General features: G+C 64.3%; 8 protein-coding genes. 4 read left to right on the top strand and 4 right to left on the bottom strand.

Annotation, left to right across the window (positions count from 1 at the left end; genetic code table 11):
* Positions 1-178 precede the first annotated feature (178 nt).
* Entirely contained in the window at positions 179-931 is a 753-nt protein-coding gene (gph, locus tag ACREC7_RS14435; RefSeq protein ID WP_431556388.1) for a phosphoglycolate phosphatase, read from the bottom strand.
* A gap of 37 nt (positions 932-968) precedes the next feature.
* Here gph and rpiA point away from each other — a divergent pair, with 37 nt between their 5' ends.
* Genes rpiA through ACREC7_RS14450 form a run of 3 tightly spaced genes read left to right on the top strand, consistent with a single transcriptional unit; the run spans position 969 to position 3,838 of the window.
* On the top strand, positions 969-1,709 hold the full coding sequence (gene rpiA / locus ACREC7_RS14440) for a ribose-5-phosphate isomerase RpiA (RefSeq protein ID WP_431556389.1): 741 nt from the start codon (positions 969-971) through the stop codon (positions 1,707-1,709).
* A complete protein-coding gene (gor, locus tag ACREC7_RS14445) occupies positions 1,702-3,096 on the top strand; it encodes a glutathione-disulfide reductase (protein ID WP_431556390.1) in 1,395 nt (464 codons plus the stop codon). Before rpiA ends, gor begins: the two co-directional genes overlap by 8 nt.
* Positions 3,083-3,838 (top strand): SDR family NAD(P)-dependent oxidoreductase, encoded by a 756-nt coding sequence (locus tag ACREC7_RS14450; RefSeq protein ID WP_431556391.1) that lies wholly within the window; start codon positions 3,083-3,085, stop codon positions 3,836-3,838. The genes gor and ACREC7_RS14450 overlap by 14 nt, the downstream gene beginning before the upstream one ends.
* A 10-nt stretch (positions 3,839-3,848) precedes the next feature.
* Here ACREC7_RS14450 and ACREC7_RS14455 read toward each other — a convergent pair whose 3' ends face one another.
* Genes ACREC7_RS14455 through ACREC7_RS14465 form a run of 3 tightly spaced genes read right to left on the bottom strand, consistent with a single transcriptional unit; the run spans position 3,849 to position 6,262 of the window.
* Complete coding sequence (locus ACREC7_RS14455) at positions 3,849-4,310, bottom strand: hypothetical protein (protein ID WP_431556392.1); 462 nt, start codon at positions 4,308-4,310, stop codon at positions 3,849-3,851.
* 25 nt (positions 4,311-4,335) lie between these two features.
* Positions 4,336-5,481: a carboxylate-amine ligase gene (locus ACREC7_RS14460; protein ID WP_431556393.1), complete on the bottom strand. Its 1,146-nt coding sequence runs from the start codon at positions 5,479-5,481 to the stop codon at positions 4,336-4,338.
* Positions 5,482-5,530: 49 nt separating this feature from the next.
* Positions 5,531-6,262 carry a VIT1/CCC1 transporter family protein gene (locus ACREC7_RS14465; protein WP_431556394.1) on the bottom strand — a complete coding sequence of 244 codons (732 nt, stop codon included), beginning with the start codon at positions 6,260-6,262 and terminating at the stop codon, positions 5,531-5,533.
* 206 nt (positions 6,263-6,468) lie between these two features.
* On the opposite strand from ACREC7_RS14465, the gene ACREC7_RS14470 reads away from it, so the two are divergent.
* Positions 6,469-7,860 (top strand): class II 3-deoxy-7-phosphoheptulonate synthase, encoded by a 1,392-nt coding sequence (locus ACREC7_RS14470; RefSeq protein ID WP_431556395.1) that lies wholly within the window; start codon positions 6,469-6,471, stop codon positions 7,858-7,860.
* Positions 7,861-8,039 lie beyond the last annotated feature (179 nt).

Consider the following 8,039-nt stretch of genomic DNA (forward strand, 5'->3'; position numbering starts at 1 on the left):
CCCATCAGGCAGGCCAGGCTCGCGCCGATCACGACACGTCTCAGCATCGTTTTCTCTCCCTTGGAAAAGCGTGCAAGCGAAATGAGCTAAAGGCGGGTGAAGGTGGCTTTCGACTGTGGCTCCACGTTGAGAGCAGTCCGGTCGAAATTGGGCAAATCTGTGGCGTGTGTGGGCTCGGCTAGTTGGACCGGCGCGCCCCCGGCGAAGCGCCCAGGATGGACGCGGCGCTCGGCACGAGCTCGTCGAAATGGTTGATCACCACGTCGGGAACAAGCTCGCCAAGCGCTTCCCGCGCATAACCAAAGCTCACCAGGATCGAAGGCACCCGGGCGCCTTTGGCCGTGGCGATGTCGACGTCGCTGTCGCCCACCATGACGGCGCGGGAGGGCTCGCCGCCGGCGAGCGCGATCACCTGGGTAAGGTGACCAGGATCTGGCTTCGACACGGAGAAGGTGTCGCGCCCGGCGATGCCCTTGAAGTAATGCTGAAGGCCGAGCGCTTCGAGCAGCTTGCGCGTCAGATATTCGCGCTTGTTGGTGCAGATCGCGAGCCTTGCCCCTGACGCGGCCAGCGTGTCGAGCGAAGCCACGGCGCCGGGGAAGGGCCTGCTCTCGGCGGCGATGTTCGCCTCGTAATGGACGAGGAACTCGGCCAGCATCTCGTCGATGTCCTCGGCGGCGCCAGCCCGCCGCAGGGCTTCCTCGATCATCACCCTGGCGCCGAACCCAACCGCGGCGCGAATGGTCGCCTGCGGAATCGCGGCATGGCCCCGGCGGATGAGCGCGTCATTGAGGGCGTTGGTGAGGTCCGGCGCCGTGTCGATCAGCGTGCCGTCGAGGTCGAAAACAATCGTCGCATCTCTCAAATTGGCGCGCGGCACGTAACATCCTCTGTTGGCTTGCGCATTGACCGGGGGAAGCCGCCCCGGCATATCTCATCCTTGGCTGTGCAAGGCTAGGCCCAACTTCGTGCCAAAAGGGCAGCTTCCGGTGAAACTTGCCGATTCCTCTTTGCTCAAGGAAAGCGCGGCGTTGCGCGCGCTCGACCTTGTCTGCGACGGAATGTGGCTTGGCCTTGGCAGCGGCTCGACCGCGGCGCGCTTCGTCGAGGCGCTCGGCGTCAAGGTGGCGGCGGGGCTGAAGGTGCTTTGCGTGCCCAGCTCCGAGGCCACGCGGGCGCAGGCGCAAGCCCTCGGCATTCCCTTAAGCACGCTCGACGAGACGCCGCATCTGCACCTGACCGTCGACGGCGCCGACGAGATCGACGATCAGCTGCGGCTGATCAAGGGCGGCGGCGGGGCGCTGTTGCGCGAGAAGATCGTGGCAACGGCCTCCGACCAGATGGTGGTGATCGCCGACGACAGCAAGCTGGTGAAGACGCTCGGGCGGTTTCCGCTCCCGGTGGAAGTGGTGCGCTTCGGCTTCGCCGCCACGCGCCGCATGGTCGAGGCCATGGCCGCCCAGGCCGGATGCGAAGGCGAGATCACCCAGCGCTTGGGCAAGGACGGCGTGCCATTTCTGACCGACCAAGGCAATTTCATCCTCGATTGCGCCTTCGGCCAAATTCAAGAGCCGGAAGTGCTCGCCTTCGCCCTGAAGCGGGTGCCCGGCGTGGTCGAGCACGGGCTGTTCCTCGGGGTGGCCGATTTGGCTATCGTGGCGACGGCCGGCGGCGTGCAACTTCTGCAGCGGACTCTATCCAGTGAATAAACACGACTACGACCTGTTCGTGATCGGCGGCGGCTCTGGCGGCGTGCGCGCCGGCAGGCTCGCGGCAGAGCTCGGCGCCAAGGTGGCCATCGCCGAGGAATATCGCGTCGGTGGCACCTGCGTGATCCGCGGCTGCGTTCCGAAGAAACTGCTGGTCTATGGCAGCCGCTATTCGAGCGCTTTTGCCGATGCGCGCAATTTCGGCTGGACCAGCGAGGACCTCCGCTTCGACTGGCCGACGCTGATCGGCAATGTCCGGCGCGAGGTCGACCGGCTGAACGGCGTCTATACGCGGACGCTGGAGAAGGCCGGCGTGCGCATCATCCTCGACCGCGCCGTGCTCGAGGGCCCTCACACGGTGCGGCTTGCGAACGGCGCTGCGTCGATTAGTGCCAAGACCATCCTGGTTGCCACCGGCGGCCACCCGATGATCCCCAAGCTGCGTGGCTCGGAGCATCTCATCAGCTCCAACGAATGCTTTCGGCTCGAACGATTGCCTGCGAGCATCGCCATCGTAGGCGCGGGCTATATCGGCATGGAGTTCGCCTCGATCTTCGCCGGGCTCGGCGTCAAGGTCACCGTGCTCCATCGCGGCGATCAGGTCTTGCGCAATTTCGATGCAGATCTGCGCGACGGGTTGGCCGAGGCCATGCGCAAGCGCGGCATCGATATCCGCACCAACACTGAGACCGCCGGCATCGAAAAGGAAGATGGAGGCTACCGCGTCCATTTCAAACGCGGCGACAGTCTCCACGCCGGCCTGGTCATGGCCGCCACGGGGCGGCTGCCCAACACCATGGGACTCGGGCTCGACAAGGCCGGTGTTGACCTCGGCTGGAACGGCCATGTCGTGGTCGACGAGTTCTCGCGCTCCTCGGTCGACAATATCTATGCCGTAGGCGACGTGACCGACCGCGTGAACCTGACGCCGGTCGCCATCCATGAAGCGACGGCGTTCGCCGAGACCGTGTTCAACGATCAAGCGACCCCCGTCGATTACGCCATGATCCCCACCGCCGTGTTCTCCGACCCTGAGATCGGCACCGTCGGCCTCTCGGAGGAGGCGGCGCGGGAGATGGGCCATGTGGTCGACATCTACAAGATCGCCTTCCGCCCGCTGAAATACACACTCGCCGGCCGCGACGAGAAAATGCTGATGAAGCTCGTGGTCGACATGGCGACCGACAAGGTGCTTGGCTGCCATATCTTGGGGCCGGACGCCGCCGAAATCGTGCAGATGGCGGCGATTGCTTTGAAGATGGGTGCGACCAAGGCGCAATTCGACATGACCATGGCCCTGCACCCAAGCGCTTCGGAGGAGTTGGTGACGCTGAGGCACAAATGGCAAGCGCCAACGCCCATGGCGGGGTCGGATGCGGCGGCTTGACGACAAGATCGCGCTCGTCACCGGCGCCGGCGCCGGCATCGGACGCGCCATCGCCGAGACCTTCGCCCGCGAAGGCGCTCACGTGGTGGTGGCCGACCGCGACGGCGAGGCGGCACGCGAGGTCGCCGACGCCATCATCAAGAGCAACGGCTCGGCACAGGCCGAGACCGTCGATGTGACCGACACCGAGCAAGTAAAGTTGCTGATGGGGCGCCTGGCTGAAAAATTCGGACGCCTCGATGTGCTGGTCAACAATGCCGGCGTCGGCGAACGGAGCGATTTCCGTCACCTCGACGATGCCGCCTGGGACAAAGTATGGAAGACCAATGTCGACGGCACGGTGCGCTGCGCGCGCGAGGCCTTCGATCTGCTCAAAGCCTCGGGCAACGCCTCGATCATCAACCTGTCCTCGGTGATGGCCACCAAGCATACCCGCCAGATGTCGGTCTATTCGGCGACCAAGGGTGCAGTCTCGGCGCTGTCGCGGAGCCTCGCGGTCGAATACGCGCCTTACGGCATCCGCGTGAATGCGCTGTGCCCTGGCTACGTGGAGACGGCTCTGATCGGCCGCTACATGCAGAAGCCGATGATCGCCAAGGCGCTGCTCACCCAGACTCCGCTCCGCCGCTTCGGCACGCCGCAGGATATCGCCAATGCCGCGCTGTTCCTCGCCTCGGACGAGGCCGCGTACATCACCGGCGCCGGACTCCATGTCGATGGCGGCATGAGCACGACGCTCTAGGCGCGGGACGTCATAGGCGCTCAAAGGTTGTTGCGCGGATTGCAGCGTGAGTCGCCCACGCCGCGACATCGTCTTCCCGAATTTTGACCGCAAGTGAGTGGGGAACACGTGGTGCATCGATTTCACTACGCCAACTGACGACGTGAAAATTCTTATAGATATCGGGCAGATCTGCTTCGCTTTTCACATGACGCTTGTTGGATAACCGAAGCACGCTCAGCAATGAATTCGACTGACCGTAATCATCCGCTTCGACGCCTTCGACCAGAGGCGCAGTTGCAATCCAGCTGACGGAATGAACTCGACAGCGCCCATAAACGTGCCGCTCACCGATCCCATGTCGGAAATCGGAGATTTGTCCTTTGACAGCAATTCTACCGACCCAAGTGCGATGAAAGTGTTCAACGTTTTTACTCGGCCACTTCCACTCGTATTCGCCTGCAGGCTCGATATTGAGGAGTTGGATTCTCATCGGCGGTTAGGTTCTCGCAATCGGGCTACGGCATGATCATCGTATCGTCGATGATGCCGTCGACCACGGCGACGAGTGCCGCCTGCTCGGTGCCGCCCAGCGCCTTCACCGCCTCGAAACGCGCCAATTGCCGGTCGGCGCTCGTCCCTTCCTTGGCGATGTCGCGCGCGCGGGCGACCTCGGAAACGCAGCCGAAATGCTCGGCGTCCTCGGCGGTTAGCTCCAACAGCTCCTCTATCAGCTCGGGGAAGGGCACGACCGTCCCCCTGCCGAAATCGACCATGCCCTCGCCGGTGCCGTAGCGCTGGGCACGCCAGCGGTTCTCGCGCACCAGGAAGGGCGGGTAATAGCGCCAGCGCTGGTTCTGGCGCCGCAAGCGATAGAGCATGCGCAAGATGCAGCGGTAGAGCGCGGCGATGGTGATGCCGTCGGCGAGCAGCGGGCAGATGTCGGTGATGCGCATCTCAAGCGTGGGGAAACGGGCGGAAGGCCTTAAGTCCCACCAGATCTTGGTCGCGTCCTCGATCAGCCCGGCATTGACCAGCACCTCAATGGAGCGGGCATATTCGCTGTAGCTCCCGAACTGATACGGCATGCCGGTGCGGGGCAGCTCGTCGAAAACCGCGAGCCGGTAGGATTTCAAACCGGTCGCTTGCCCCTCCCAGAAGGGGGAGGAGGTCGAAAGCGCGAGAAGATGGGGCAGGAAGTAGGCCGCCTGTCCGAGCAGGTCGATGCGTAACTCTTCGTCCTCGATCCCGACATGCACATGCATGCCGCAAATCACCATCCGGCGCGCAACCTGCTGCAAATCTTGCGCGAGCACATTGTAGCGCTCCTTGTCGGTGTGCTGCTGGCTCCGCCAATTGGCGAAGGGGTGGGTGGAGGACGCGATGGGCGCAAGGCCGAACTCGTCGGCGATGGTGCCGACGGTCATGCGCAGCCTGATCAGCTCCTCGCGCGCTTCCTCGATGGTGTGGCAGACGCTGGTGCCGACCTCGATCTGCGAGCGCAGGAATTCCGGGCTGACCTGGCTGCCATAATCGAGCAAGGCCTCCTGGCATTTGGCGAGGAGCGCCGGCGGCGGTTCCTGCGCGAGGTCGCGGCTGTCCTTGTCGACGAGGAGGTATTCCTCTTCGATGCCGAGGGTGAAGCTTGGTTCGCGGATCGCCATGGCGGCGCACTGTGGCACAATCGGATGACAGCGTGTAGCCGCTTCGCCCCTATTGGATGACGCCGCCGAGAAGCACGCCCACGGCATAGGCGATGATAGCCGCCGACATGCCGATGGCGAAGGTTTCCAGTCCTGAGCGCCACCATGGCGACGGCGACCAGCGGCTGCGCAGCGAGCCGATGGTGAAGAAGGTGAGCCCGGTCATGACCGTGGAGACCTCGATCGTGCCGGGAAGGCCGAGGACGAAGGGCAGAAGCGGAATCGAGCCGCAGACGATGAAGGCGAGGAAGGTGGTGAGCGCAGCCCGCTCCGGGGAGCGGCTGATCGGCGGCAGACCATGTTCTTCGGTCATCATGGTTTCGATCCAGCGCTCTCGCTTCCCGGTGATCACCTTCACCGCGCTGTCGAGCGCTTCGCCCTGGAAGCCCTTGGCCTGAAAGATCTGACGGATCTCCTCGCGCTCGCCCTCAGGCGTAATCTCGACGTGGCGCTCCTCCATGTTGCGCACATGTTCGTATTCCTCGATCTCGGCCTTGGTGCCGGAGTAGTTGGCGGCGGCCATGGAGAAGCCGTCGGCGAGAAGATTGGCCACGCCGAGAATGAGTAGGGCTTTGGTGGAGAGCGCCGCCCCGACCACGCCGGCGACCACGGCGAAAGTTGTTACGGTGCCGTCGATGCCGCCATAGACCCAGTCGCGCAGATAACTGACGCGCGGGCCGTCCTTGAGCCGCTGGGCGATCTCGCTCGGGCGATGACCGTGCTCGAGATGACGGGGGTCCACTGGCTACCTCCTCCGATGCCCGGGCTATGTGGCATGCGAGGGGAGGAGGGAGCAACGCCGATAGTCGCAACTGCGAAGCAGTGGCACGAGTTGGCATCGAAGAGGGGAAATTGCTCCTGGGGCGTTAGCCTTTAGCAACCATGGTCTGCTAGCCAGGCGCGGGCGAAGCGCCTATATAGCGTCAGCCCTTTTTGGAGAGATTTCAGATGGCCCCGCGATGGAGCCCCGACAGCTGGCGCTCTAAGCCGATCGAGCAGGTTCCGGTCTATCCGGACGAGAAGAAGCTCGCCGAAGTCGAGGAGCAACTTGCCACCTTCCCGCCGCTCGTTTTTGCCGGCGAAGCGCGCGAGCTGAAGGCGAAGCTTGCCCGTGTGGCTGCCGGCGAGGCCTTCCTGCTGCAGGGGGGCGACTGTGCCGAGAGCTTCGCCGAGCACCGCGCCGACGCCATCCGCGATTTTTTCCGCGTGCTGCTGCAAATGGCCGTGGTGCTGACTTATGCCGGCGGCTCGCCGGTAGTGAAGCTCGGCCGCATCGCCGGACAGTTCGCCAAGCCGCGCTCGGCGCCGACCGAAGTGCAGAACGGTAGAGAGCTGCCGAGCTATCGTGGCGACATCATCAACGGCATCGAGTTCACCGAGGACGCGCGCGTGCCGGACCCCCAGCGCATGCTGATGGCCTACCGGCAGTCGGCGGCGACGCTCAATCTGCTGCGCGCCTTCGCCCAAGGCGGCTACGCCAATCTCGATCACGTGCACCGGTGGAATCTCGGTTTCGTCAAGGACAGCCCGGCCGGGCATCGCTATCAGGAACTGGCCGAGCATATCGCCGAGAGCTTGCGCTTCATGCGCGCCTGCGGGCTCACCCCGGAGCGGACGCCTGAGCTTCGCACCACGAGCGTCTATACGAGTCACGAGGCGCTGATGCTCGGCTATGAGCAGGCCTTCACCCGCGTGGACTCGACCTCAGGCGATTGGTATGCGACCTCAGGCCATTTCCTCTGGGCCGGCGACCGCACGCGGGACCTCGACCAGGCGCATATCGAGTTCCTGCGCGGGATCAAGAACCCGGTCGGCGCCAAGATCGGGCCGAGTCTCACCGTGGACGATCTGCTTCGCCTGATCGATGCGCTGAACCCGGCGAACGAGCCGGGGCGGCTCACGCTCATCTGCCGCTTCGGCGCCGACAAGGTGGGCAAGCATCTGCCGCCGCTGATCCGCGCGGCGAAGCGCGAAGGCAAGAGCGTGGTGTGGGCCTGCGATCCCATGCATGGCAACACCATTAAGGCTGCCGGCGGCTACAAGACCAGGCCCTTCGACCTCATCCTGCGCGAGGTTGAAACCTTCTTCGACATCCATCGCGGCGAAGGCACGCACGCCGGCGGCATCCATGTGGAGATGACCGGGCAGAACGTCACCGAATGTGTCGGCGGCTCCAAGGCTGTGACCGAGACCGACCTGTCCGACCGCTACCACACCCATTGCGATCCGCGGCTCAATGCCGACCAGTCGCTCGAGCTTGCCTTCATCGTTTCCGAGCGGCTGAAGCGCGAGCGCGAGGGACGGCCCGAGCCCGAGATCTCCATCGCGGCGGGAGAATAGCGCATACCTGCAATAGTCCGGGCGCGGGCCTAAACCCTTTGCCCAAGAGTTCCATTGGTCACCCCACCCGGCGATCCCGGCTAAAGCCGGAATCGCCACCCTCCCCATCAAAAGGAGGGATGGGAGTGTGTTGCGCGCCCCTGATCGTCGGCCATACCTCCCCCTCGTGGGGAGGTCGG

The sequence above is a fragment of the Methyloceanibacter sp. genome (genome assembly GCF_050728395.1).
GTDB lineage: Bacteria > Pseudomonadota > Alphaproteobacteria > Rhizobiales > Methyloligellaceae > Methyloceanibacter.